The 23,829-nt window shown below is 57.7% G+C and carries 25 protein-coding genes; 20 read left to right on the top strand and 5 right to left on the bottom strand.

Annotation, left to right across the window (positions count from 1 at the left end; all coding sequences use genetic code 11):
- Window positions 1-61: 61 nt before the first annotated feature.
- Entirely contained in the window at window positions 62-529 is a 468-nt protein-coding gene (locus tag BN1130_RS20080) for an Rrf2 family transcriptional regulator (RefSeq protein WP_042044214.1), read from the top strand.
- Between the two features lie 74 nt (window positions 530-603).
- Here the strand turns inward: BN1130_RS20080 and BN1130_RS20075 are convergent, their stop codons facing one another.
- The gene (locus BN1130_RS20075; protein WP_042044212.1) at window positions 604-1,893 is read right to left on the bottom strand and encodes an HlyC/CorC family transporter; all 1,290 of its coding nucleotides are present in this window, start codon (window positions 1,891-1,893) and stop codon (window positions 604-606) included.
- 35 nt (window positions 1,894-1,928) lie between these two features.
- Window positions 1,929-2,720 (bottom strand): cytochrome C assembly family protein, encoded by a 792-nt coding sequence (locus tag BN1130_RS20070; RefSeq protein ID WP_042044409.1) that lies wholly within the window; start codon window positions 2,718-2,720, stop codon window positions 1,929-1,931.
- Between the two features lie 201 nt (window positions 2,721-2,921).
- Here BN1130_RS20070 and ffh point away from each other — a divergent pair, with 201 nt between their 5' ends.
- The 5 genes from ffh to rplS all read left to right on the top strand — a co-directional run bounded on the left by ffh (window position 2,922) and on the right by rplS (window position 6,441).
- The gene (gene ffh, locus BN1130_RS20065; protein WP_042044211.1) at window positions 2,922-4,301 is read left to right on the top strand and encodes a signal recognition particle protein; all 1,380 of its coding nucleotides are present in this window, start codon (window positions 2,922-2,924) and stop codon (window positions 4,299-4,301) included.
- A 182-nt stretch (window positions 4,302-4,483) separates the two neighbouring features.
- Complete coding sequence (rpsP, locus tag BN1130_RS20060) at window positions 4,484-4,732, top strand: 30S ribosomal protein S16 (protein ID WP_005892422.1); 249 nt, start codon at window positions 4,484-4,486, stop codon at window positions 4,730-4,732.
- Window positions 4,733-4,756: 24 nt separating this feature from the next.
- Window positions 4,757-5,278: a ribosome maturation factor RimM gene (gene rimM, locus BN1130_RS20055; RefSeq protein WP_042044210.1), complete on the top strand. Its 522-nt coding sequence runs from the start codon at window positions 4,757-4,759 to the stop codon at window positions 5,276-5,278.
- A 33-nt stretch (window positions 5,279-5,311) separates the two neighbouring features.
- Complete coding sequence (trmD, locus tag BN1130_RS20050) at window positions 5,312-6,058, top strand: tRNA (guanosine(37)-N1)-methyltransferase TrmD (RefSeq protein ID WP_042044209.1); 747 nt, start codon at window positions 5,312-5,314, stop codon at window positions 6,056-6,058.
- A gap of 35 nt (window positions 6,059-6,093) precedes the next feature.
- Window positions 6,094-6,441: a 50S ribosomal protein L19 gene (gene rplS, locus BN1130_RS20045; RefSeq protein WP_005892418.1), complete on the top strand. Its 348-nt coding sequence runs from the start codon at window positions 6,094-6,096 to the stop codon at window positions 6,439-6,441.
- Between the two features lie 83 nt (window positions 6,442-6,524).
- Here rplS and BN1130_RS20040 read toward each other — a convergent pair whose 3' ends face one another.
- Window positions 6,525-6,848 (bottom strand): isoamylase early set domain-containing protein, encoded by a 324-nt coding sequence (locus tag BN1130_RS20040; protein WP_042044208.1) that lies wholly within the window; start codon window positions 6,846-6,848, stop codon window positions 6,525-6,527.
- An 80-nt stretch (window positions 6,849-6,928) separates the two neighbouring features.
- Window positions 6,929-7,603 (bottom strand): DNA mismatch repair endonuclease MutH, encoded by a 675-nt coding sequence (gene mutH / locus BN1130_RS20035; protein ID WP_042044408.1) that lies wholly within the window; start codon window positions 7,601-7,603, stop codon window positions 6,929-6,931.
- 735 nt (window positions 7,604-8,338) lie between these two features.
- Between mutH and rppH the strand changes: the two genes are divergently transcribed.
- From rppH to BN1130_RS19995, 8 genes are all read left to right on the top strand, one after another.
- Window positions 8,339-8,866: an RNA pyrophosphohydrolase gene (rppH, locus tag BN1130_RS20030; RefSeq protein ID WP_084218272.1), complete on the top strand. Its 528-nt coding sequence runs from the start codon at window positions 8,339-8,341 to the stop codon at window positions 8,864-8,866.
- Between the two features lie 12 nt (window positions 8,867-8,878).
- A complete protein-coding gene (gene ptsP / locus BN1130_RS20025) occupies window positions 8,879-11,146 on the top strand; it encodes a phosphoenolpyruvate--protein phosphotransferase (protein ID WP_042044206.1) in 2,268 nt (755 codons plus the stop codon).
- A gap of 73 nt (window positions 11,147-11,219) precedes the next feature.
- Window positions 11,220-12,044 carry a prolipoprotein diacylglyceryl transferase gene (lgt, locus tag BN1130_RS20020; RefSeq protein ID WP_042044205.1) on the top strand — a complete coding sequence of 275 codons (825 nt, stop codon included), beginning with the start codon at window positions 11,220-11,222 and terminating at the stop codon, window positions 12,042-12,044.
- A complete protein-coding gene (gene thyA / locus BN1130_RS20015) occupies window positions 12,041-12,835 on the top strand; it encodes a thymidylate synthase (RefSeq protein WP_042044204.1) in 795 nt (264 codons plus the stop codon). Before lgt ends, thyA begins: the two co-directional genes overlap by 4 nt.
- A 248-nt stretch (window positions 12,836-13,083) precedes the next feature.
- A complete protein-coding gene (gene nhaA, locus BN1130_RS20010) occupies window positions 13,084-14,274 on the top strand; it encodes a Na+/H+ antiporter NhaA (protein WP_042044203.1) in 1,191 nt (396 codons plus the stop codon).
- A gap of 14 nt (window positions 14,275-14,288) precedes the next feature.
- Complete coding sequence (locus BN1130_RS20005) at window positions 14,289-14,678, top strand: hypothetical protein (protein WP_370736623.1); 390 nt, start codon at window positions 14,289-14,291, stop codon at window positions 14,676-14,678.
- Complete coding sequence (gene nhaR / locus BN1130_RS20000; protein WP_042044201.1) at window positions 14,665-15,597, top strand: transcriptional activator NhaR; 933 nt, start codon at window positions 14,665-14,667, stop codon at window positions 15,595-15,597. Before BN1130_RS20005 ends, nhaR begins: the two co-directional genes overlap by 14 nt.
- A gap of 49 nt (window positions 15,598-15,646) precedes the next feature.
- Window positions 15,647-15,949 carry an ArsR/SmtB family transcription factor gene (locus BN1130_RS19995; RefSeq protein ID WP_042044200.1) on the top strand — a complete coding sequence of 101 codons (303 nt, stop codon included), beginning with the start codon at window positions 15,647-15,649 and terminating at the stop codon, window positions 15,947-15,949.
- A 48-nt stretch (window positions 15,950-15,997) separates the two neighbouring features.
- Here BN1130_RS19995 and rpsT read toward each other — a convergent pair whose 3' ends face one another.
- Window positions 15,998-16,261: a 30S ribosomal protein S20 gene (gene rpsT, locus BN1130_RS19990; protein ID WP_005892298.1), complete on the bottom strand. Its 264-nt coding sequence runs from the start codon at window positions 16,259-16,261 to the stop codon at window positions 15,998-16,000.
- 191 nt (window positions 16,262-16,452) lie between these two features.
- Between rpsT and murJ the strand changes: the two genes are divergently transcribed.
- The 6 genes from murJ (at window position 16,453) to ispH (ending at window position 23,817) form a co-directional block, all read left to right on the top strand.
- Window positions 16,453-18,018 (top strand): murein biosynthesis integral membrane protein MurJ, encoded by a 1,566-nt coding sequence (gene murJ, locus BN1130_RS19985; RefSeq protein ID WP_042044199.1) that lies wholly within the window; start codon window positions 16,453-16,455, stop codon window positions 18,016-18,018.
- Window positions 18,019-18,079: 61 nt separating this feature from the next.
- On the top strand, window positions 18,080-19,054 hold the full coding sequence (gene ribF / locus BN1130_RS19980) for a bifunctional riboflavin kinase/FAD synthetase (protein ID WP_042044198.1): 975 nt from the start codon (window positions 18,080-18,082) through the stop codon (window positions 19,052-19,054).
- Window positions 19,054-21,915: an isoleucine--tRNA ligase gene (gene ileS, locus BN1130_RS19975; protein WP_042044197.1), complete on the top strand. Its 2,862-nt coding sequence runs from the start codon at window positions 19,054-19,056 to the stop codon at window positions 21,913-21,915. Before ribF ends, ileS begins: the two co-directional genes overlap by 1 nt.
- Window positions 21,915-22,430 (top strand): signal peptidase II, encoded by a 516-nt coding sequence (gene lspA / locus BN1130_RS19970; protein ID WP_042044196.1) that lies wholly within the window; start codon window positions 21,915-21,917, stop codon window positions 22,428-22,430. Before ileS ends, lspA begins: the two co-directional genes overlap by 1 nt.
- On the top strand, window positions 22,427-22,882 hold the full coding sequence (fkpB, locus tag BN1130_RS19965; protein ID WP_042044195.1) for an FKBP-type peptidyl-prolyl cis-trans isomerase: 456 nt from the start codon (window positions 22,427-22,429) through the stop codon (window positions 22,880-22,882). The genes lspA and fkpB overlap by 4 nt, the downstream gene beginning before the upstream one ends.
- The gene (ispH, locus tag BN1130_RS19960; protein WP_042044194.1) at window positions 22,882-23,817 is read left to right on the top strand and encodes a 4-hydroxy-3-methylbut-2-enyl diphosphate reductase; all 936 of its coding nucleotides are present in this window, start codon (window positions 22,882-22,884) and stop codon (window positions 23,815-23,817) included. Before fkpB ends, ispH begins: the two co-directional genes overlap by 1 nt.
- Window positions 23,818-23,829 lie beyond the last annotated feature (12 nt).

Genomic DNA, 23,829 nt, shown 5'->3' with positions numbered 1-23,829 from the left:
CCTAGATGTTTATTTGATGAGGATCAATCCTCCCTCTTTCGCTTTGCGCTAAACAGGCATTATGAGACTGACAAGTTATACGGATTTTGGATTAAGAGCCTTGCTCTATCTGGCAACGCTGCCGGAGGGTGAGTTGTCGAGTGTCGCCAAGGTATCTGCCTTGTATGGCGTCTCCCGCAACCACATGGTGAAGGTGGTCAATCAGCTGGTGAAACTGGGTTATCTGCAATCCCAGCGGGGCAAGCATGGCGGCATACGGCTGGCCTGTGCCCCCGATACCATCAACATCGGTCAGGTGATCCGCGAGCTGGAAGGGAACCTGGATGGCATCGACTGTCATTCGCCCGTCTGCCACATCATCTCGGTTTGCCTGCTCAAGGGGGCGTTGAAGGATGCCATGAATGCTTTCTTGGCCGTGATGGATGGCTATAGCCTGCAGGACTTGCTGGCCAACCGCGACGAGTTGGAGCAGGTGTTCGGCCAGTTGATCCCGACCCTCAACATCCCCGCCGACGACAACGACTTCTGAGTCGCTCTCCGGAATGAAGAAGGGCTGCCTGCGGGCAGCCCTTCTTCATTTTGGCAGTCAGGGCGCGGCTGGCATCAGTCGTCGTCATCCTCGTCCGATGCGGTGCTGCGGTAGAACTGCGGCATGATGCGCGCCATGGTGACCATGTTCTGCTCTACCTCGAGGATCTCGATGGGATAACCCGCCAGCCGTATGCTGATGTTGGGCTGGGGGATCTCTTCGAGATACTCCAGAATTACGCCGTTGAGGGTGCGGGGGCCGTCGGTCGGCAGGTGCCAGTTCATCTCCTTGTTGAGCTCGCGGATGCTGACCGAGCCCTCGACCAGGAAGGAGCCGTCTGGCTGAGGGTGGACTTCGTCACTCGGCGTGGGCGTCATGGAGGTGGTGAAGTCACCGACAATCTCCTCGAGTATGTCGTCCAGGGTGATCAATCCCTGGATGTCGCCATATTCGTCGACAATGAGGCCGATCCGCTCCTTGTTGCGCTGGAACTTGGCAAGCTGGACATTGAGAGGAGTCCCCTCCGGGATGAAATAGATCTCCTTGACCGCCCGCAGCAGGCTCGATTTGTTGAACTGATCCTTGGCGATGAGGCGCAGGGCATCACGGGCATGCAGGAAACCGACCGCATCATCTATGCTGCCCCGGTAGAGCAGGATCTTGGTGTGGGCGCAGTGCACCAGCTGACGGAGTATGGTTTTCCAGTCGTCATTGATATCGATGGCATAGATCTCGTTGCGCGGCACCATGATGTTCTCCACCGTCATCTTGTCGAGATCCAGGATGCTGAGCAGCATGTCCTGGTGACGTTGGGGGATCATGCTGCCCGCCTCGTTGACTATGGTGCGCAGCTCCTCCGTGTTGAGGGAGTCGCGCTGCTTGGGAGCAATCTTGAGCAGCTTGAGCAGGCTGCTGGTGATGCCATTGATCAGCCAGACGAAGGGGTAGAGGGGTACCATCAGCCCCTTGAGGATCCAGGACGCCGGATAAGCAATCTTCTCCGGGTACATGGCCGCCAGGGTCTTGGGCGTCACTTCGCCGAAGATCAGCACCACTATGGTCAGGCCGAACGTGGCAATGGCTACCCCGAAGTCACCAAATAGCCGGATACAGACGATGGTGGCGATGGCCGATGCCAGGATGTTGACCAGGTTGTTGCCAATGAGAATGAGGCCGATGAGGCGATCCGGACGCGCCAGCAAGCGCTCTACCCGACGGGCAGCCTTGTGCTTGGTCTGTGCCAGATGCCGCAACTTGTAACGGTTGATCGACATCAGGCCGGTTTCGGAACTCGAGAAAAACGCGGATAGTAAGATCAGAATAACGAGAACAATCAATAACGTGCTCGTTGATATGCTGTCCAAAAAGGGCTCCTAACAGGTGCTGGTTTATGAGTGATTCAGTTGAGCAGAACTTCTTTGACGAAGCGGCTGCCAAAATAGGCGAGGGTCAGTATTGCTGAGCCGACGAGGCTCAGACTGATGACCCGGCGGCCGCGCCAGCCACGGGTATGATGACCCCAGAGCAGAAACGCATAGACGCACCAGGCCAGAATGGAGAGCACTGCCTTGTGGGACTTGCCCTGGGCGAACATGTCTTCCAGGAAGAAGAGGCCGGAGGCGATGGAGAGGGTGAGCAGGAACAGGCCGGCGGAGATGAGCTGGAACAGCCGTTTCTCCACCGTCATCAGTGGCGGCATGGCCGGCAGCTGGCTGAGCTTGCGGGACTTGAGCTGGCGGTCGAGGCAGGCCAGCTGCAAGGCAAACAGGCAGGCTATCATCAGCACCGAATAGGCCATCAGCGCCAGGCCGATGTGCAGCAGCAACTGGGGATGGGCTTCCAGATGGGTGATGTAGCGACTCGGGATCAGGGCGCTTGCCGTGAGCAGCAGCGCGGAAAAACCATAGACTACGGGCAGCAGGATCCAGCCGTTGAAGCGGCGAGCGGCGCAGGTCATGAAGGTACTGATGATGAGGCTCACCAGCGAGGCCACGTTCAACATGCTGAGATTCTGGCCTGAGTTGGTCTGAGTCACCTCGGCACCCAGGGTGATGCCGTGGGCGAGCAGGGCGAACGCCACGCAGGCGAACAGCTTGTGCTGCCCCGCAGGCTTGGCGCTCAGCAACAGATGCAGAGAGGCGATGATGGCCAGCAGGTAAAACGCCAGGGCCAGAACAGAGATCACGATCATAACCAGGTCGTTGTTGAACAAGCAGTTAGGTGAACAAGAGAGGCAGTATACCCTGCGGGTGAGGTGCTCGCCAGTTGTGCAATCGGCAATCTGCCCATATATAGGGAGCAGGTCGTCGCAGTCGCTGCGGCGAATAATCGTCCTCAGGCAATGGCTGAGGTATAATGCCGCCATTTACCATGCCAAGAACCGGAAAGCGTCATGTTTGAGAATTTGACAGAACGACTCTCGCGCACCCTGCGCAACGTCAGTGGCCGTGGGCGACTGACCGAAGAGAACATCAAAGAGACTCTGCGCGAGGTGCGCATGGCGCTGCTCGAAGCGGACGTGGCGCTGCCCGTGGTGCGCGATTTCGTGGCGCGGGTCAAAGAGAGAGCCGTTGGCCAGGAAGTGGCCAAGTCCCTGAGCCCGGGCCAAGCCTTCATCAAGATAGTGCATGGGGAGCTGGTCTCCGTCATGGGCGAGGCCAACGAGCAGCTCAACCTGGCTGCCCAGCCGCCAGCCATCATATTGATGGCCGGTCTGCAGGGCGCCGGTAAAACCACGACAGTGGCCAAGCTCGCCAAGCTCCTGAAAGAGCGCAGCAAGAAAAAGGTACTGGTGGTCAGTGCGGACGTCTATCGCCCTGCCGCCATCAAGCAGCTGGAGACCCTGGCCGGGGACGTCGGCGTCGACTTCTTCCCGAGCGACGCGACCCAGAAGCCGCTGGCCATCGCCACTGCCGCCATCGATCAGGCCCGCAAAAAATTCTATGACGTGGTGATCGTGGATACCGCCGGTCGCCTGCACGTCGACGGCGCCATGATGGACGAGATCCGGGATCTCCATGCCAGCATCAAGCCGGTTGAGACCCTGTTCGTGGTCGATGCCATGACCGGTCAGGATGCCGCCAATACGGCCAAGGCGTTCAATGAGGCGCTGCCGCTGACCGGCGTCATTCTCACCAAGGCCGATGGCGATGCCCGTGGTGGTGCCGCGCTGTCCGTGCGTCACATCACCGGCAAGCCGGTCAAGTTCATCGGTATGGGGGAGAAGATCGACGCGCTCGAGCCCTTCCACCCCGATCGTCTGGCGTCGCGCATTCTCGGTATGGGCGATGTGCTCTCCCTCATCGAGGAGGTGGAACGCACCGTCGACAAAGAGAAAGCGGCCAAGCTGGCCAGCAAGGTCAAGAGTGGCAAGGGCTTCGATCTGGAAGACTTTCGCGAGCAGCTGGCCCAGATGCGCAACATGGGCGGCATGATGGGCATGCTCGACAAGCTGCCGGGCATGTCTGGTCTGCCGGACAACGTGAAAGATCAGATGGATGACAAGCTCACCATTCGCATGGAGGCCATCATCAGCTCCATGACCCCGAAGGAGCGAGCTCATCCCGATCTCATCAAGGGATCCCGCAAGCGCCGCATCGCCGCAGGCTCTGGCATGCAGGTGCAGGACGTGAACAAGCTGCTCAAGCAGTTCACCGAGATGCAGCGCATGATGAAGAAAATGTCCGGCAAGGGCGGCATGCGCAAGATGATGGGCCAGATGAAGAACATGCTGCCGCCGGGCTTCGGTGGCGGTGGCCGCGGCCCCTTCTAATCGGTATCATCCCCTCTGCTGCAAGAGGCTCCTCCCGAGGGAGCCTCTTTTGTCTGCAAGCTGCGCAAAAATTGGCTGGTTCAGTTGCAATTAGCATGAATTCAAGTAGTATTACGCGGCTTATTTTAAGCTAGGGTTCGCGTGTTTGCGGGCCCTGTTCATTAGATGTTAATGAGGACGATATGGTAACCATTCGTTTACAACGTGGTGGCGCGAAAAAGCGTCCGTTTTACCAGGTAGTAGTTGCTGACAGCCGTAACGCCCGTGACGGTCGTTTCATCGAGCGTGTTGGTTTCTTCAACCCGGTTGCTTCTGGTTCCGCTGACAAGCTGAATCTGGACCTGGCTCGTATCGAGCATTGGGTTGGTACTGGTGCCACTGTTTCTGACCGTGTTGCCAAGCTGATCAAAGACGCTGCTAAAGCTGCTTAATCAGTCAAACGGTAGGGAGTTAAGGTGGATAAACCTATAGTTCTGGGCACCCTGGGTACCGTCTACGGCATCAAGGGCTGGCTGAAAGTGAACTCCTTCACCGATGTTGCCGAAGCGATTTTCGATTACAAACCCTGGCTGATCAATCAGAACGGGGAGTGGCGTGAACTCAAGGTTTCGGCCTGGAAGCGTCACAACAAGGGTCTGATCTGCAAACTCGATGGTATCGATGTGCGCGAGGATGCCCTGGCATTGACCAATGTCGAGATTGGCGTACCCGCCGATCAGTTGCCGAGTCTGCCCGATGGTGAGTTCTACTGGCGCGACCTCATAGGTTGTGCAGTAAAGACCACCACAGGATATGACCTTGGCAAGGTGACCGAATTGATGGAAACCGGCTCCAACGATGTGTTGGTGGTTGAGGCCAATGTAAAAGATGCCTTTGGCGCAAAGGAGCGGTTGATTCCGTTCCTGGAAGAGCAGGTGGTCAAGCATATTGACCTGACTGCTCGCACAATCGAAGTTGATTGGGATCCTGGTTTCTAGTTTCCCGCGGTAACAGAGTATCGGAGGTTTCTTATGTGGATTGGGGTGATTAGCCTCTTCCCGGAAATGTTCCGAGCCATTACCGAACACGGGGTAACGGGTCGGGCCGTCAAGAGTGGCCTGCTGCAGATTGAGTGCTGGAACCCCCGGGACTTTACCCACGACAAACACCGTACGGTCGATGATCGTCCTTATGGTGGTGGGCCCGGCATGTTAATGATGGTTCAGCCGCTGCGTGATGCGATTCATGCGGCCAAGCAAGCGGCGGGAGACGGGGCGAAAGTCATCTATCTCTCCCCTCAGGGACGCAAGCTGACTCAAGCGGGCGTAACCGAGCTGGCAAGGGATCAGAAGCTTATTCTGATCGCAGGTCGATACGAAGGTGTCGATGAGCGCGTGATACAAACCGAAGTCGACGAAGAGTGGTCTATCGGCGATTACGTGCTAAGTGGTGGCGAGTTGCCTGCCATGACCCTGATCGATGCGGTTTCGCGTCTGGTTCCAGGGGTATTGGGGGATCAGGCCAGTGCCGAGCAGGACTCCTTTACGGATGGCTTGCTGGATCATCCCCACTACACTCGGCCAGAGGTGTTGGATGGATTGGCGGTGCCGGAGGCGCTGACAAGCGGCAATCACGAAGTGATTCGACGCTGGCGGCTCAAGCAATCGCTCGGACGAACCTGGCAACGTAGGCCGGAACTTATTAACAACCTAGCTCTGACTGACGAGCAAGAGTCACTTCTTGCCGAGTATGTCCGCGAAGTGCGTGACAACGTTTAGTAGAGTTTTCAGTTTATCCTAGGTAAGGAAAGACAATGAGCAAGATTATTCAGCAGCTTGAACAAGAGCAACTGCGTAGCGACATCCCGGCTTTTGCCCAGGGCGATACCGTACGTGTTCAAGTGCGTGTTAAAGAAGGTGGCAAAGAGCGTCTGCAGGCTTTCGAAGGCATCGTTATTGCCAAGCGTAACCGCGGTCTGCACTCTGCTTTCACCGTTCGCAAGATCTCCAACGGCGAAGGTGTTGAGCGTGTATTCCAGACTCACTCTCCGCTGATCCACAGTGTAGAACTGAAGCGTCGTGGTGATGTTCGTCGCGCCAAACTGTACTACCTGCGCAACCTGTCCGGCAAAGCTGCTCGTATCAAAGAGAAGCTCAACTAATTCGATTCGAATTGGTGTCGATTTATCGACGGATAGTGAAAAGGCTCGCCAATGGCGAGCCTTTTTTGTTGCTGGGGTGCGGCCTAGGCGCTGACTCGTACCACCGAGTTGTCACGCCCGAACGGGCCTGGCACATAGGCATCCGCCGCCCAGTCGTTGTCGTAGCGACTCTCTCCATCGGAGTGAACCAGCTGATAACAGTACTCGAAGTGGCTGGGACCATCGGTGGGCAGATTGAGGGTCGCCTTGAACTCGCCGCTTTTCATGCGCTTGAGCTCGATCGGTTGCCACTGGTTGAACTCCCCCAGCAGTAACACCTGCTCAGCCCCCTCTGCGGCGGCTTTCTCCACTTCGAAGGTGACCTTGACTTCCGGACGGGACTTGAGGAACTGCTTGTTGATAGGCATGACGCCTCCTTGTCATTGGCTACGAAGAAACCAGATTGGTTATTTTTATACCAATTCATGACAAGACGATAGATAAAGTCTCATTCGGGCAAGGCGAAATGGCGCATCAGCAGGGCGTGGGTGAAGGGGATCTTGAGATAGAAGCCCCTGGGCAGGGTCATGATCGGCTGGCCAGCTCTACCAATGGCGCGGGTCAGTGCCTTGTTGTTGGCGGCCTTGGGGCGCAGTTGCATCACTTGGCCGTGACGAGCGCTGATCTGTTCCACCTCTCCCAGCACTATCATGTCCATCAGCTCCTCCCAGTCCTGGCGCAGCAAGGCATCCTCCTCGGCACTGGGGATCCACAACAGCGGCATGCCAACCCGGCGCTCTCCTATCGGGATATCGCGACTGCCTTCGACCGGGATCCAGAGCACCCGGGAGAGCTTGTTGCGCACATTCGATGCCTCCCAGTGCTGGCCATTGATGCCAACCAGCGGCGCCACGCAGACGAAGGTCGTTTCCAGCGGCTTGCCTCTGGGATCCACCGGTATTGTCTTGAGCTCTATGCCCAGTTCGGGGAAATCCTGCTCCGGTCTGCTGCCAGCACTGGCGCCCAACTGCCACTCGATGAGTTGACCTACCCAGCCCTTGTCCCGACGCAGATCCCGGGGCACCTTGATGCCGGCCTCAGCTGCCAGTTGGGCCAGGGTGAACCCGGCGATGGCATGAGCACGGGTCAGCAGCTCCTGCTCTGACTGGGGTGGCATGGGCATAGGCATAGCTTCTCCTGTGGTTGAAAGGGTTGGGATCAGCGACCCGGATCTGGATCTGCTGATTTTATCAGCAGTGGGCTGAACGGGAAAAGTGGGGGACTCTTAATGGGACGCTGTTACTTATCACCATGATTTTAAATGATTTTGATGAGGAAATCTGGCTTTGTTGTTATCAGGATCCTCAGGCCTTGAACTTGTCCAAGGGTTTGCCCTGCTTGTTACACATAGTTATCCACAGAAAACTTGGATAACTGATCCCCATGGGGATCAGTTCCCACTTTGGGAGAAAAAAAATGTGATCTGACCGCTTTTTCAGCCGGGATCCTGGTGAGAAAGAGCTCAGGCCTTGTGGATAATTTCCTCTTGATGGATCTTTGAGCACCCAGACTTGTTCACAATCTGGATCCGGGATCCTGAGGCGATAAAGTCATGGATCTTGATCCAGTTGTTTATGGTTATTTGTATGTATTTAAAGAAGTTATTCTTAACTGTTCCAAGATGGATATGACTGTTCGTTCGGGATCTCGTTTGCTAGTATGTGGGGGTATACCCGTTTGCTCACAGTGTTATACACAGTTAGCGTGAGCAACTCCTGGATGAGGATCCCTGAGTTTGTTTATAACTTGGGTTGAAATTGAAAGTTATTCATGATTCGCGGAATGTAACCGCCGTTTGCTGCCAAGGGGTGAATGTGGAACAATCTCCTTATAGATTCAGCCTTTATAAGGTGATCACGTGATAGATGGTGACGGGTTTCGTCCCAATGTCGGCATCGTGATCTGTAACCGCGAAGGACAAGTTCTGTGGGCTAAGCGCTATGGACAGCACTCCTGGCAGTTTCCCCAGGGGGGAGTGGATGAGGGTGAGACACCAGAGCAGGCCATGTTTCGGGAATTGTATGAGGAGATTGGCCTCAAGCCCGAGGATGTGACCATACTGGCTATCAGCCGTAACTGGCTCAAATATCGCTTACCCAAACGTCTTGTCCGTTGGGACAGTTCACCGGTCTGTGTTGGCCAAAAACAGAAATGGTTTCTGCTGCAGTTGAATGCTGGTTGCGAGTCGCACATTCAATTTGGCTGTTATGGTCATCCTGAGTTTGATGACTGGCGCTGGGTCAGTTTCTGGTATCCGGTGCGGCAGGTCGTCTCCTTTAAACGGGAGGTGTATCGCAGGGTGATGAAGGAGTTTGCTCCGCTGGCTATGCCAGTGGTGCAGCAGGTGAGTAACAAGAAGGAAGGACGGCGCCACCGTTCTCGCTAAGGAGCAGAGTATTTGCTGACGGAATTGAGGCGTATCGTCGAGAGCATGGCCCAGGCCAACACCCTCGAACAGGCACTGGAAGCATTGGTGGGCCAAACCCGGCTCGCCATGCAGGTATCCTGCTGTTCTGTTTACGTCTCCGAACCCGAGGCTCGCTGCTACCGGCTGGCGGCCACTGACGGCCTGGCACAGGCTGCGGTAGGCAAGACCACGCTGCCGTTCGAACAGGGTATCGTCGGTTTGGTGGGTCAACGCGAAGAGCTGATCAACCTGGCCGATGCCCCCTCCCACCCCAGTTTCAAGTTTCTGCCCGATGTGGCCGAGGAGGCATTTCGCTCCTTCCTCGGCGCTCCCATCATGCATCAGCGCCAAGTGGTGGGCATCCTGGTGGTGCAGCAAAAAGAGAGCCGGCTGTTTGATGAGAGCGAGGAGTCCTTCCTCGTGACGCTGGCCGCTCAACTGGCGGCCCGGATCGCCCATGCCCAGACCAAGGGCTGGTTGCAGAAAACCGACTGGAGCAAGCCACTGCGCGGCATCGCTGGCGCCAGTGGCATTGCCATCGCCAAGGCCTGGGTCTGGCGCCCGCGCAAGGCGCTCAATACCATCAATCCACGCAAGGATGAGGATCACCAGGCTCAGTTGGTCCGTCTCGATGAGGCGGTCGAAGAGGTGCGTCACGATCTGGAGAGTCTGGCGCTGCGCTTTCGCGAGAGCTACAGCCAGGATTCGGTCGCCATTTTCGACATCTATCTGCATCTGCTCGATGATCCCAGCTACATCAAGCCGATCCGTCATAAGGTCAGCAAGGAGCACTGGACTGCGGTCTCGGCGGTCAAGCTGGTCAGCGATCGGCTGATCGATCAGTTCCGGAGCATGAAGGATCCCTATCTGCGGGAGCGCTCCACCGATGTGAAGGACATAGCCCAGCGGCTCATCAGCCGTCTGGTGCAGAATGAACCCGAACATTTCACCATAGGTGAACCCGTTATTCTGGTGGCGGATGAGGTGACCGCCACCATATTGGCCGAGATCCCGCGAGAGTTTCTGAGCGGAGTGGTGTCGCTCAAGGGGGGAACCAACTCCCACGCCGCCATATTGGCACGGGCCATGGGTATTACCGCCATCATGGGGGTCGAGCTGCCCCTCGGTGACATTGGCGGTCGTCCGCTCATCCTGGACGGCTACAGCGGCGATCTCTTCATCGAACCCAGCGCCCTGCTGCTCACCGAATATCGCCAGTTGCTCGATGAGGAGCGGGCCCTCGATACCCTGGTGCGCAGCGTCGATAGCCTGCCGTCCGAGACGGCGGATGGCGTCAAGGTCTCCTTGCTGCTCAACGCCGGCCTCAGCGCCGACACCGAGATATCCCTCAATCAGCTGGCCGACGGGGTGGGACTCTATCGCACCGAGATCCCCTTCATGCTGCAAGACAGTTTCCCCTCGGAAATGGAGCAGACGGCGCGATATCGCGGCATTCTCGAAACCTATCGCGATCGCCCCGTCTGCATGCGTACCCTGGATGTCGGCGGCGATAAACCCCTGCCTTACTTCCCCATCGTCGAGGAGAACCCCTTCCTCGGCTGGCGAGGGATCCGGCTCACTCTGGACCACCCCGAGCTCTTCCTGGTACAGCTCAAGGCGATGCTGCGCGCCAGCGAGGGCTTGGACAACCTCACCATCATGCTGCCGATGATCAGTAGCGTGGGGGAGATAAAAGCCTCCCGTCGTCTGCTCGATCAGGCCTGGCGGGAAGTCTCGGAAGAGGCGGCCACCCGCGGCGCCACCATCAATTATCCCAGCCTTGGCGCCATGATAGAGGTGCCTTCCGCCCTTTACATCCTGCCGGAGATGGCCCCCCTCATCGACTTCTGGTCGGTGGGCAGCAACGATCTGACTCAGTATCTGCTGGCGGTAGATCGCAACAATGCCCGGGTGGCCAACATCTATGACGCCTTCCACCCGGCGGTGATCCGGGCCCTGCAACTGCTGGTCGATGCGTCCCATCAATACAAGAAGCCGGTGTCGGTCTGCGGCGAGCTGGCTGGGGATCCGGTCGGCGTGCTGCTGCTGCTGGCCATGGGCTATCGCCGCTTCAGCATGAATACCCACAACATAGCCCGCATCAAGTATGTGTTGCGCCAATCAAGGCTGAGCGAGCTGAGCAGCCTGTTGGCCGAGGGGCTCAAACATGACAACCCCCATGTGCTGCGCGGTCTGTTCGCCCGCTATCTGGAAGAACAGGGCCTGGGTGGTCTGCTGCGAGCCGGTCATAAGCCTTAACTGATTAACATCAAACCTTGTCCCCCTGCGAGATTCATCGCAAAATGCGGCTTTTCGTTTGACAGAGACGCTTATGCAGCACGATGGATATTGGGTTTTCTCACAGATTGATCCCGTCGCATTCAGCCTGGGGCCGTTGTCGGTACGCTGGTATGGCCTCATGTACCTGTTCGGTTTTGCCTTCGCCATGTGGCTGGCTGGCCGCCGCGCCGACAGTCCCAACAGTGGCTGGACTCGTGATGAGGTCTCGGATCTGCTGTTCTACGGTTTCCTCGGGGTGATCCTGGGGGGACGAGTCGGCTACGTACTCTTCTATAATTTCGACCTATTCCTGGCCGATCCCCTCTATCTGTTCAAGATCTGGACCGGCGGTATGTCGTTCCACGGTGGCCTGATTGGTGTCATCACCGCCATGGTCTGGTTTGCCCACAAGACCAAGCGTCACTTCTTCACGGTGGCAGATTTTGTGGCGCCGCTGATCCCGTTCGGACTGGGGGTTGGCCGCATCGGCAACTTCTTGAACGGCGAGCTGTGGGGCCGGGTCACCGATGTGCCCTGGGCCATCATCTTCCCGGAGGCTGGCCCCGAGCCGCGCCACCCATCTCAGCTCTACCAGTTTGCCCTGGAAGGGGTGGTGCTGTTCATCATCCTCAATCTGTTCTGGCGCAAGCAGCCGCCCCGTGGTGCCATTTCGGGCCTCTTCCTGTTCTGCTACGGTCTGTTCCGCTTCCTGGTGGAGTTTGTACGCCAGCCGGATGCCCAGCTTGGTCTCTATTTCCAGGAGATCAGCATGGGACAGATCCTCTCTACCCCCATGATACTGGCCGGTGCCCTCATGGTCTGGGCCGCTTACAAGCAGCCTCGCCTGTTTGGTAATGCCCCCAAGGAGGCTAAATGAGGGCCTATCTTGACCTGATGCAGAAAATCCTGGATGAGGGCACGGTCAAATCTGATCGTACCGGTACGGGGACTGTGTCTCTGTTCGGTCATCAGATGCGCTTCAATCTGGCCGAGGGTTTCCCTTTGGTCACGACTAAGAAGTGCCACCTGCGCTCCATCATTCACGAGCTGCTCTGGTTCCTCAATGGCGATACCAATACCGCCTATCTCAAGGAACATGGGGTCAGCATCTGGGATGAGTGGGCCGATGAGCATGGCGATCTGGGTCCTGTCTATGGTGCTCAGTGGCGATCCTGGCCGGCGGCCGATGGCACCGTGGTCGATCAGATCCAGAAGGCCATCGATGACATCAAGCACAACCCGGACTCTCGCCGCATCATCGTTTCGGCCTGGAACGTGGGTGAGTTGGACAAGATGGCGCTGGCCCCCTGTCACGCCTTCTTCCAGTTCTATGTGGCGGACGGCAAGCTCTCCTGCCAGCTCTACCAGCGCAGCTGTGATGTGTTCCTGGGTCTGCCGTTCAATATTGCCAGCTATGCCCTGTTGACCCACATGGTGGCCCAGCAGTGCGATCTTGCGGTAGGCGACTTCGTCTGGACCGGCGGTGATGTACACCTCTATTCCAATCACATGGAGCAGACGGCGCTGCAACTCTCCCGGGAACCACGCGCACTGCCGCAACTGGCAATCAAACGCAAGCCGGGCTCCATCTTCGACTACCAGTTCGAGGATTTCGAGATCCTGGGATACGATCCCCATCCTGGCATCAAGGCGCCCGTCGCCATCTAATACTCAGGCGCCTGCGGGCGCCTTTTTCATCTCTTCTTTATATGCAAAATATGCAAATATGAAGGTAACTATTCATTGATAGAGTGCCGGTTCGACCTAGTGCCCAGTGGCTTGATATATGCTTATAGCCGCTCATTAAGATTTTGCCTTCGGTTTTTCCGTTGGTTTAGGCTGTAAGAAACGATTTTTCATTGTTCCCATCCCTGTCTAGACTGAATCCAATAGGATTTTTGGGGGATAGCTTGACCATGAGTGATGTATTAAAACGCTTTCTGAAACTGGAGTCCGCTTCGGGGATTATTCTTATCCTCGCGGCACTGGTTGCTATCTTGCTCGCCAATTCCAGTTTGGCTGATGCCTATCAAGCCTTTCTCAACACCCCGGTTCAGGTGCGTATTTCTGCACTGGATATCCACAAGCCCCTGCTGCTCTGGATCAACGATGGCTTCATGGCCATCTTCTTCCTGCTGGTCGGCCTGGAGGTGAAGCGGGAGATGATGGAAGGGGCACTCTCTTCCAGGGAGCAGGCGACCTTCCCGGCCATTGCTGCCGTGGGGGGCATGTTGGTGCCTGCCCTGCTTTACTCTTTCTTCAACTATTCGGACGACGTGACCCGGGCAGGTTGGGCCATACCGGCGGCTACCGACATCGCCTTTGCCCTCGGTGTCATGGCGCTGCTCGGCAAGCGGGTACCGACCAGTCTCAAGGTGTTCCTGCTGGCGCTGGCCATCATGGATGACTTGGGAGTCATCATCATCATTGCCCTTTTCTACACCCAGCAGTTGTCACTGACGGCGCTGGCAGTGGGTCTGGTGGCCACGCTGATCCTGGTGTGGATGAATCGCCGGGGTGTGGATCGCATCTCCCTCTACATGCTGGTCGGTTTGGTGCTCTGGGTTGCCGTGCTCAAGTCAGGTGTCCATGCGACCCTTGCCGGGGTAGTGGTTGGTTTCCTGATCCCCCTCAAGGGGGAGCGCCATGTATCGCCGCTCAAGCACCTGGAACATCAGCTCCATCCCTGGAGTGCTTATCTGATCTTGCCGCTGTTTGCCTTTGCCAATGCTGGCGTCTCCCTCGATGGCATAGGGTTGGATACCTTGCTGAGCCCTGTGCCAATGGGCATCATGCTGGGTCTGTTCGTGGGCAAGCCACTGGGCGTATTCACTATCAGCTGGTTGTCGGTGCGTCTGGGCATAGCTCAGCTGCCACCTGGGGTTAACTTCCGCCAGATCTTTGCGGTCAGCATTCTGTGCGGCATAGGCTTTACCATGTCGATGTTCATTGCCTCCCTGGCATTCGAGCACGGCGGCATGGATTACGGCAGCTACTCGCGTCTGGGCATACTGGTCGGCTCTACCCTGGCCGCCGTGGTGGGCTATGTCGCCCTGCGCTTGTCCCTGCCCAAGGGGATCGCCAATCAGAGTACGGAGGGGTTATGAGGAAGATTGTGGTGATGTTGATGCTGCTTGGGCCGACCATGGCATGGGCCAGCGGGTTGGAACAATGCAAGCAGGATGCCGTTTCGCCTGACTGCTCCGCCTATCTCGATGGCGTAGTGGATGGCGCCCTGGGCATGGGGGATCAACAGGCCCGCGCCCGCTTTGGGGAAACCTTCCAGGAGCGAGCGCTTCGCAGCCGGGTCGGTGAGCGACTCAAGCATGACAACAAACGCTACTGTGACCAGCGTCGACCCGATGCCGTCAAGTTGAAACAGACCCTGATTAACCAGTTCGCGGCAAACAAGGTTGACTCGGTCAGCGACATGTATGACATTCTGGCGGTTGAACTCAGCTGCTACCGGAGTCCGCGCAGCGCGGAAACCCCATCGGATGTCACACCTTAACTACAATCACCTCTACTATTTTTGGATGACTCAGAAGAAGGGCTCCGTCACTCAGGCGGCGGAGGCACTCTTCCTCACTCCCCAGACGGTCACAGGCCAGATCAAGCTGCTGGAGCATCGACTGGGGGGTAAGCTGCTCAAACGCAAGGGACGCTCTCTGGAGGCCACCGAGCTGGGCCAGCTGGTGTTTCGTTACGCCGACAAGATGTTCAGCCTCTCCTACGAGATGCTGGATATCGTCAACTACCGCAAGGAGAGCCAGATACTGTTCGACGTCGGTATCGCCGATGCGCTCTCCAAGCGCCTGGCTAGCCGGGTACTGCTCTCTGTCATTCCCAATGATGGCTCCATCCATCTGCGCTGCTTCGAATCGACCCACGAGTTGCTGCTCGAGCAATTGAGCGAGCACAAGCTCGACATGATCCTCTCCGACTGTCCGGTGGACTCCAGCCAGCATGCCGGCCTGCTCTCCAAGCGGCTCGGCGGCTGTGGGGTCAGCTTCTTCTGTAAGGCACCACTGCCTGAGAAACCCTTTCCCGCCTGTCTGGAGGAGCGCAAGTTGCTCATTCCGGGTCGCCGTACCGCCATGGGGCGTCAATTGACCCAGTGGTTCGAGCAGCAAGGCATCTCCCCCAGCATTTTGGGCGAGTTCGATGACGCGGCGTTGATGAAGGCGTTCGGTTTCTTCAACCAGGGTATCTTTATGGCGCCCACCATCTACCGGGAAGAGATACTGGAAGGGGAGGGGGTCATGCTGATCGGCGAGACCCAGGACTTGATGGAGGAGTATTACGTCATCTTTGCCGAGCGGATGATCCAGCACCCGGCGGTCAAGCGGGTATGCGAGAGTGACTTCTCTTTCCTGTTTGCCGGGCAGGAGAACTTTTCCACCATACAGCCCGCGACCCTGTCGTTTTAAATTGAGGCCAATCAAGCTATTATCGCCATTGACGTCAGAGGAGAGCGCCATGGTAGTGGAGGAGATTGAGGCGAATGCAGGCAGGGCGGTAGCCTTGCTCAAGGCGCTGGCCAACGAGAGAAGGCTGTTCATTCTTTGTCAGCTGCTAGACAAGGAGTTGTCGGTGGGCGAATTGAATGAAGTACTTGGCTTGAGCCAGTCTGCGTTGTCACAACACCTGGCTGTACTGCGGCGGGATGAGTTGGTGGAGACGCGAAAAGAGGCCCAGACGGTCTATTATTCGCTGCGCAGCCATGAGGTGCGCGAGATGATAGGTTTGTTGCATAAACTTTACTGCACGACAGATAAATAAAAAACCGGCACAGAGGCCGGTTTTTTTGCTTTATTCAGCCGAAGCTGATTAAGCCATAGCTTTGATCTGGGCAGACAGGCGGCTCTTGTGACGAGCAGCTTTGTTCTTGTGGATCAGGCCTTTGGTAGCCATGCGATCCATGATCGGCTGAGCGGTAGCGAAAGCAGCAACGGCAGCAGCTTTGTCGCCAGAAGCGATGGCAGCAATTACTTTCTTCAGATAGGTACGGGTCATTGAACGACGGCTGGCGTTGTGTTGACGACGTTTCTCTGACTGAATCGCGCGCTTCTTAGCAGATTTGATATTAGCCAAGGTAAAACTCCTAAAACTGTCTTAGCGAGTGTATTGAAAAGGCCCGGAAATATGCCTTCTCAACCACATATTGTCAAATGATTTGTGCAAATAAACACCGCCCCCCGGTGGTGTGTCAGTTGGGAGGCGGTTAAACTGTCGGCCGATTCTAGCAGCATTCTTTCCATTCTGACAGTTCCAGAGGCCTCGTCTTGAGTAAGAAATTGATCAAATCCGGTATGATAGTGTCCTCAATGACACTGGTATCCCGTGTGATGGGCTTGGTTCGCGATGTGGTTATCGCCAATCTGCTCGGTGCAGGCGCGGCTGCCGACGTCTTCTTCTTTGCCAATCGTATTCCCAACTTCCTGCGACGGCTCTTTGCCGAAGGTGCTTTCAACCAGGCGTTCGTCCCCGTCATGACCGAGTACAAAAAAAATGGCGATGAGCGGGAGGTACGCGAGCTGCTGGCGGCGGTGGCGGGGACCCTTGGCGGCATAGTGACCATAGTGACTCTGCTCGGTGTGCTGGGCTCCGGTGTGCTGACGGCGCTGTTTGGCTGGGGCTGGTTCTGGGACTGGTTACATGGTGGTCCGGCCGCCGAGAAGTTCGAGCTGGCCAGTTTGATGCTCAAGATAACCTTCCCTTACCTCTGGTTTATCACCTTTACCGCCATGGCGGGGGCCATACTCAACACCTTCGGCCGTTTCGCCGTCTCCTCTTTTACCCCCGTCTTTCTCAACATCACCATGATAGCGTCGGCCTGGTGGATAGCGCCGCTGATGGAGAGGCCCGAGCTCTCCCTGGCCATCGGGGTCTTCTTGGGCGGCTTGGTACAGTTTCTATTCCAGTATCCTTTCCTTCGCCAAATCAACATGTTGGTATGGCCAAAGTGGGGCTGGCATCACCCCGGGGTGGTCAAGATCCGCACCCTGATGATCCCGGCGCTGTTTGGCGTCTCGGTCAGCCAGATCAACTTGCTGATCAACACCATGCTCGCTTCCTTCCTGGCCACCGGTGCCATCAGTTATCTCTACTACTCGGATAGGCTGCTGGAATTCCCGCTCGGGCTGTTTGCGGTGGCCATCAGCACCGTCATCTTGCCTGCCCTGGCCAAAAAACATGTGGATTCAGATCCTGCCGATTTTTCCCGCACCATGGATTGGGGGGTGCGCATGGTGATGCTGCTCGGCCTGCCCGCCATGATCGGGATTGCCATGCTCCGTGAGCCCATACTGCGGGTGCTGTTCATGCGTGGTGAGTTCGGTCTGCATGAGGTGGCGATGTCCAGTGCCAGTCTGCTGGCCTCTACCACGGGCCTGTTGTCACTGATGCTGATCAAGGTGCTGGCCCCAGGCTACTATGCACGCCAGGACACCAAGACTCCGGTGCGGATCGGCATCATGGCGATGGTGACCAACATGGTGTGCAACCTCATTTTCATCTACCCCCTCGGCTATGTGGGATTGGCGCTGGCCACTGCCTGTGCCGGGACCCTGAACGCCGCCTTGTTATTCAAAGGCTTGTATCAACAGAGCGTCTATCGCCCATCCCGTCAGACCGGGTTCTTCTGCCTCAAGTTATTGGCGGCGACCCTGATGATGGGGGGGCTGCTTGGCTACCTGTCACCGGATCTCGCTCAATGGGGGGCCTGGAGCATGGCCAAGGCCAGTTGGGAGCTGACGCTGCTGCTGCTGACAGGGGGCGGCGTCTACGGGATCTGCCTGCTTGTGCTCGGAATTCGGCCACGACACCTGAAATCCAGCCGCGAGGGCTGATCCAGACCGCCGCCTGATATATAATCCGGCGATTTCGACAGCAGCAGAACACAAGGCACTGATGGAGCTTATCCGCGGTATTCACAATCTCAAGCCCCGTCACCAGGGCTGTGTGTTGACCATTGGCAACTTTGATGGGGTCCATCAGGGTCACCAGGCTGTGTTGACGCGCTTGCAGGAGAAGGCTGCGGCGCTTGGGCTGCCAGCTTGCGTCATGCTGTTTGAGCCTCAGCCTCTGGAGCTGTTTGCAGGGGATGACGCACCCGCCCGCCTCTCCCGCCTGCGAGAGAAGGTGGAGGCGCTGGCGGCGCTGCGCATAGACCGTTTGCTTTGCGTGCGTTTTAGCCGCGAGTTTGCCGCCCAGTCCGCCGACACCTTTATCAAGCAGCTGCTGGTCGAGAAACTGGGTGTTCGCTACCTGGTGGTGGGGGATGATTTTCGCTTCGGCAAGGGCCGGGAAGGGGATTTTCAACTGCTGCAACAAGCCGGACGCCGTCACGGTTTCGAGGTGGTCAGCACCCAGAGCTTCCAGCTTGCCCGCCAGCGGGTCAGCAGCACCCTAGTGCGGGAAGCCCTCAGCGCGGGGCGCCTGGCCGAGGTGGAACTGATGCTCGGTCGTCCCTATGCCATCACTGGCCGGGTGGCTCATGGTGACAAGCTGGGGCGCACCATAGGTTTTCCGACGGCCAACCTTGCCCTCAAGCGCCGGGTCAGCCCGGTCGGTGGCGTGTTTGCGGTGGAAGTGGTATGTTCCGGCAATCTATTCCCCGGTGTCGCCAATGTGGGTGTGAGGCCGACGTTGAGCGGCTCGCAGGCCAGATTGGAAGTACATTTATTTGATTTTTCTGGCGATCTCTACGGTCAACAGGTCAAGGTGCTGCTTCGCCACAAACTGCGCGAAGAGCAAAAATTTGCCTCTTTCTCCGCCTTGAAAGAGCAGATCGAACGAGATGCCCAGGCAGCCCGAGCCTGGTTTGGGCTGCCGTTATTCAATTTACCCAGCACTCTTTTAGAAAAGAAGGGAACCCAGGACTGATGAGCGACTATAAACACACCCTGAATCTTCCGGAAACCGAGTTCCCGATGCGTGGCGATCTGGCCAAGCGCGAACCCGGTATGCTCAAGCGTTGGTACGATCAGGATCTCTACGGGGCGATTCGCCGCGCCAAAGCGGGCAAGCCTTCATTCATCCTGCATGACGGTCCTCCCTATGCGAACGGCAGCATTCACATCGGTCACTCGGTCAACAAGATCCTCAAAGACATCATCATCAAGTCCAAGGGGCTGTCCGGTTTTGACTCCCCCTATGTGCCGGGTTGGGACTGCCATGGTCTGCCCATCGAGCTGAAAGTGGAAGGCAAGGTTGGCAAGCCTGGCGTCAAGGTTTCCGCTGCCGAATTCCGCGCCGAGTGTCGCAAGTACGCCAAGACCCAGATTGAGGCCCAGAAGACCGACTTCGTCCGTCTGGGCGTGTTGGGGGATTGGGATAAACCCTACCTGACCATGGACTTTGGCACCGAAGCCAACATCATCCGCTCCCTGGCCAAGATCGTCGACAACGGCCACCTGCACAAAGGCTCCAAGCCAGTGCACTGGTGTACCGACTGTGGCTCCGCCCTGGCTGAAGCCGAAGTGGAGTATTACGACAAGGACTCCCCCTCCATCGATGTGCGTTTCAGGGCCGTCGATGAGGCTGACGTGGCGGCCAAGTTCGACTGTGCCGAGGGTCATTTTGGCCGTGGCGCGCTCTCCGTCGTTATCTGGACGACCACCCCCTGGACCCTGCCGGCCAACCGTGCCGTCGCGCTGCATGCGGATCTGGACTATGCCCTGGTCCAGGTTGAAGGTGAGCACCCGGAGCGCCTGATCCTGGCCGCCGATCTGGTCAAGGACGTGATGGATCGTGCCGGGTTCGAGAAGTTCCACAATCTGGGCTATGCCAAGGGCGCAGCCCTCGATCTGCTGCGCTTCAAGCACCCGTTCTACAACTTTGATGTGCCCATAGTACTGGGTGATCATGTCACCCTGGATGCTGGTACCGGCGCCGTGCACACGGCACCTGGTCACGGTCAGGAAGACTTCGTGGTCGGCCAGAAGTACGGTCTGGAAGTGGCTAACCCGGTTGGCAGCAACGGCGTCTACCTGCCGGATACCCAGCTGTTCGCCGGCCAGCACGTGTTCAAGGCCAATACCGCAGTGGTCGAAGTGCTCAAGACTCATGGTGCCTTGCTCCATCACAAGATGTTCAATCACTCCTACCCCCATTGCTGGCGTCACAAGACCCCAATCATTTTCCGTGCTACTCCCCAGTGGTTCATCAGCATGGAACAGAAAGGGCTGCGCAAGCAGGCGCTGGCCGAGATTGAGCGCATCGAACAAGATGGTATCGCGCAGCAGGGTCAGAGCGGCTGGGTACCGGCGTGGGGCAAGAACCGCATCCAGGCCATGGTCGAGAATCGCCCGGACTGGTGTATCTCCCGTCAGCGTACCTGGGGTGTGCCCATCTCTCTGTTCGTCCACAAAGAGACCCAGCAGCTGCACCCGGAATCCGTGCGCCTGATGCACGAAGTTGCCAAGCGGGTCGAGCAAGAAGGCATCCAGGCCTGGTGGGATCTGGACAAGGCCGAGCTGCTCGGAGCCGACGCCGACAACTACGACAAGGTGCCTGACACCCTGGATGTCTGGTTTGATTCGGGCTCGACCCACTCCTCTGTGGTCGCTGCACGCCCCGAGTTCAACGGCCACTCCGCCGACCTCTATCTGGAAGGTTCGGATCAGCACCGTGGCTGGTTCATGTCTTCCCTGATGATAGGGGTGGCCATGAATAACAAGGCGCCCTACAACCAGGTTCTGACCCACGGCTTCACCGTCGATGGTCAGGGTCGCAAGATGTCCAAGTCCATCGGTAACGTGGTCAGCCCGCAAGATGTGATGAACAAACTGGGTGCCGACATACTGCGTCTGTGGGTAGCCAGCACCGACTATACCGGCGAGATGACGGTCTCCGACGAGATCCTCAAGCGCAGCGCCGATGCCTATCGCCGCATCCGCAACACAGCCCGCTTCCTGCTGGCGAACCTCAGCGGTTTCAACCCGGCAACCGACATGGTGGCACCCGCCGACATGGTGGTGGTGGATCGCTGGGCCGTGGGCCGTGCTCAGGCTGTCCAAGCCGAGATCATCGAAGCGTATGAGTCCTACAACTTCCATGGGGTGACTCAGAAGCTGATGCAGTTCTGCTCCATCGAGATGGGCTCCTTCTATCTGGATGTGATCAAGGACCGTCAATACACCGCCAAGGCTGATGGTCTGGCCCGTCGTTCCTGCCAGAGTGCGCTGTATCACATCGCCGAGGCTATGGTGCGCTGGATGGCGCCCATCATGAGTTTCACCGCCGATGAGATCTGGGCGCTGCTGCCGGGTGAGCGTAGCGAGTTCGTGTTCACCGAAGAGTGGTATGACGGCCTCTATGGCCTGGCTGCCGGTGAACAGATGGGGGATGAGTTCTGGGCCGAGATCCTGACCGTGCGCGGTGAGGTGAACAAGGCCCTGGAAGCCGCCCGTGGTGAGAAGCGTATCGGCGGTTCTTTGCAGGCCGAGCTGACCCTGTTCGCCAAGCCTGCTCTGGCCGAGCGGCTCAATGCCCTGAGCGACGAGCTGCGTTTCGTGCTGCTTACCTCCAAGGCCAACGTAGTCCTGGCAGACAGCATGCCGGAAGGCAGCGTTGCGACCGAGCGTGACGATTTGTGGCTGAATGTAGCCCAGTCTGCGGCCGCCAAGTGCGATCGCTGCTGGCACCATGTGGAAGACGTGGGCACCATAGCAGGTCACGAAGAGATCTGTGGCCGCTGCGTCAGCAACGTTGAGGGTGACGGCGAAGCTCGTCAATTTGCCTGATGAAGATGACTCATGAAAAGAGTGGCCTGCGCTGGCTGTGGCTGGCGGTTGTGGCCTTCATCCTTGACCAGGCGACCAAGTTGGCTGTGGTCAAGATGCTGCCGTTTGGCTACCCGGGGGTGGAGATCGCCCCCTTCTTCAATCTGGTGCATGTCTACAACAAGGGCGCGGCATTCAGCTTCCTGGCCGAGCAGGGGGGCTGGCAGCGCTGGTTCTTCGCCCTGTTGGCCTTCGCTATCTGTGGCCTGCTGATACATTGGCTGCGTAAGCAGCCGGTGACCATGCGCTGGAGCGGTATCGCCTATTCGCTCATCATCGGCGGGGCCCTTGGTAACGTGTTCGATCGGTTGGTGCTGGGCCATGTAGTCGATTTCCTCGATTTCTACTGGCAGCGTTCCCACTGGCCTGCGTTCAACCTGGCCGACAGCTTCATCTTCATCGGTGCGACCATGATAGTGCTGGAAGGTTTTCGAAGCGAAAAGGCGGCGAACAAGCACGGCAAGGAGTCGGTATGAGCAAGCTCATCAGCCATGACAGCACTGTGCTGTTCCACTTCACCATCAAGCTGGAAGATGGCTCCGTCGCCGACAGCACTCAGTTGCACGGCAAACCGGCCCGTCTGACGATGGGGGATGGCAGCCTGACCGATACCTTCGAGCAGTGTTTGCTGGGCCTGCGGCAAGGGGAGGCCAAGAGCTTCACCTTGGCGCCGGAGCAGGCATTTGGTCTGTCCAACCCGGACAACATCTACCATCTGGACCGAGCCAAATTCGGTGCGGATGTGGAGCCCAGCGTCGGCGCCATCATCGTCTTCGACCAGCCCAATGGCGGCGAGCTGCCCGGCATAGTGCGGGCGGTGGAAGGCATGTCGGTCACGGTCGATTTCAACCACCCCCTGGCCGGTCATACCGTCACCTTCGAGGTGGAGATCCTGGCCGTCGATGACGTAGAAGAGGTGCATGGATAGTGGATATTCTACTGGCTAATCCCCGTGGCTTCTGTGCTGGTGTCGATCGTGCGATCAGCATCGTCGAGAGTGCGCTGGAAAAATTCGGTGCTCCCATCTACGTGCGCCACGAAGTGGTGCATAACCGCTATGTGGTGAACAAGCTCAAGGATGCAGGGGCCGTCTTTGTCGAGGAGCTCGATGAGGTGCCCGATGACAGCATCGTCATCTTCTCCGCTCATGGCGTGGCCAAGACAGTGCGCGAGATGGCCAAGTCCCGTGCCCTCAAAGTATTCGATGCCACCTGTCCGCTGGTGACCAAGGTGCACATGGAAGTCCACCGTGCTAGCCGCAAGGGCTCAGAAGCCGTGTTGATTGGCCACGCAGGCCATCCTGAGGTGATCGGCACCATGGGGCAGTATGAGAACCCTGAGGGCGGCATGTATCTGGTGGAGACGCCGGACGATGTGGTCAAACTCAAGGTGAAGAACCCGGATGATCTCTGTTTTGTCACCCAGACCACCCTGAGCGTGGATGAGACCTCGGATGTCATCGATGCCCTGCGCAAGCAGTTCCCCAAGATCCAGGGGCCGCGCAAGGACGATATCTGCTACGCCACCCAGAACCGCCAGGATGCGGTACGGGAAATGGCCGGGCTGGTGGATGCCATGCTGGTGGTCGGTTCGCGCAACTCCTCCAACTCCAATCGCCTGCGCGAGCTAGCCGAGAAAGTGGGGGCCCGTGCCTACCTGATCGACGACGCTACCATGATAGAGCCAGTCTGGTTGGAGGGGGTCAAGACCATAGGTGTGACGGCGGGTGCCTCGGCGCCTGAGGTACTGGTGAAGAATGTCATCGCCCGGCTGCGTGAGCTGGGGGGCAAGATCGTAGCCGAACACCCGGGCCGCGAAGAGAATGTGGTGTTCGAAGTGCCGCCTGAACTGCGCATCATCTGACAAAAAGCCCAT

Source organism: Aeromonas rivuli (assembly GCF_000820045.1).
Lineage (GTDB): Bacteria > Pseudomonadota > Gammaproteobacteria > Enterobacterales > Aeromonadaceae > Aeromonas > Aeromonas rivuli.
Note: the sequence above shows the minus strand (reverse complement) of the source record. Positions and strands in the feature narration are given on the sequence as shown.